The sequence below is a fragment of the Micromonospora echinofusca genome, from assembly GCF_017614955.1.
GTDB classification, from domain to species: Bacteria; Actinomycetota; Actinomycetes; order Mycobacteriales; family Micromonosporaceae; genus Micromonospora; species Micromonospora echinofusca_A.
Window position 1 is genome coordinate 1 of sequence record NZ_WVUH01000649.1, and the last position, 1306, is coordinate 1306.

2 protein-coding genes are annotated in these 1306 nt (G+C 75.3%); one reads left to right on the forward strand and one right to left on the reverse strand.

Features of this window, described 5'->3' with window-relative positions:
* Window positions 1–577: D-glycero-alpha-D-manno-heptose-1,7-bisphosphate 7-phosphatase (locus GSF22_RS33590; RefSeq protein WP_208817921.1), on the reverse strand; the 577-nt coding region annotated here is incomplete at its 3' end.
* Window positions 578–808: 231 nt separating this feature from the next.
* Between GSF22_RS33590 and GSF22_RS33595 the strand changes: the two genes are divergently transcribed.
* Window positions 809–1255, forward strand: coding sequence for an SRPBCC family protein (locus GSF22_RS33595; RefSeq protein WP_208817920.1), 447 nt, complete (start codon window positions 809–811; stop codon window positions 1253–1255).
* Window positions 1256–1306: the final 51 nt, after the last annotated feature.

The window sequence follows — 1306 nt, forward strand, 5'->3', positions numbered from 1 at the left end:
GGCGGGCGGCGGGGTGGAGCAGCCGCTGCCGGGTCAGGATCGCCTCGACGGCGGCGGGCAGGTCGTCGGCGCGGGCCGGGGCCGCCGCGATCTCCCCGGCCCGGGTCGTCGGGGTGGGGACCAGGATGCCGGCCGCACCGGCGGCGGACGCGGCGGCCATGTCCGCGCCGATGTCGCCCACCAGCACGCAGCGCGCCGGGACGGTACCGAGCGCCTCCGCCGCCGCCCGGACCAGATCGGGGCCGGGTTTGCGGCACCGGCATCCGGCCGCCTCGTCGTGCGGGCAGATCTGCCACGTGTCGAAGGGGCCGAGCAGCTCCTCCACCCGGGCGTTGACCCGGTCCAGTTGGTCCCGGGTGAAGTGGCCCCGGGCCAGGCCGGACTGGTTGGTCACCACGCCGAGCCGGAGGCCGGCGGCGCGGAGCCGGTCGAGCGCCGGGCGGGCGCCGTCGACCGGCCGTACCCGGTCGGGGTCGCCGTTGTACGGCACGTCGTGGACGAGGGTGCCGTCCCGGTCCAGCAGGACGGCGTCGAACAGGGGCGCGAAGGTGTCGGGTGCCGGTCCGGTCGGGTCCACGCCGCAGCGGGCGGCGGGTGGGTCGGCGGCTGCGCCGCCACGCCCGCGCCGATCGCGGTCGACCTGGTCCTGTGACACGGCGGGCGGGTTCCCCCGGTCACCGGGAGTAAACGCACCTCCACCGGTCTGGCGGCGGTCCGCCCGGGGTCGGGTTACCCACCGCCCCGGAGAAGCTAACGCGCCGCCGGAGGCGGACGGTTGACCGGGCGCCGGGTGGGTAAGGACGCTCGGGTGGCGATTGTGGAAAAAATGATCGAGGCACCCCCGGAGCAGGTGTTCCGGGTCCTGGCGGACGGCTGGACGTACAGCGACTGGGTGGTGGGGACGGTGCACGTCCGGGCGGTGGACGACAGTTGGCCGCAGGTCGGCGCGAAGCTGCACCACCGGGCGGGCCCGTGGCCGTTCTCGCTGTCCGACTCGTCGACCGTGCTCAGCTGTGACCCGCCCCGGCGTTTCGTGGTCCGTGCCGGGCTGTGGCCGCTCGGCGCGGCGAACGTGGTCTTCGAACTCACCCCGGTGGGTACCGACCGCACCCGCGTCACCCTCGCCGAGGACTTCGCGGCGGGTCCGCTGCGCTGGGTCCGTAACAAGGTCAACGACCTGGTGCTGCACCACCGGAACAGGGAGACCCTGAGCCGGCTGGCGGACATCGCGACCCGGCAGAAGGCGGCGCAATGACGCAGACGGTGGTGGTCACCGGTGCCAGCGCCGGGGTGGGCCGGGCGGTGG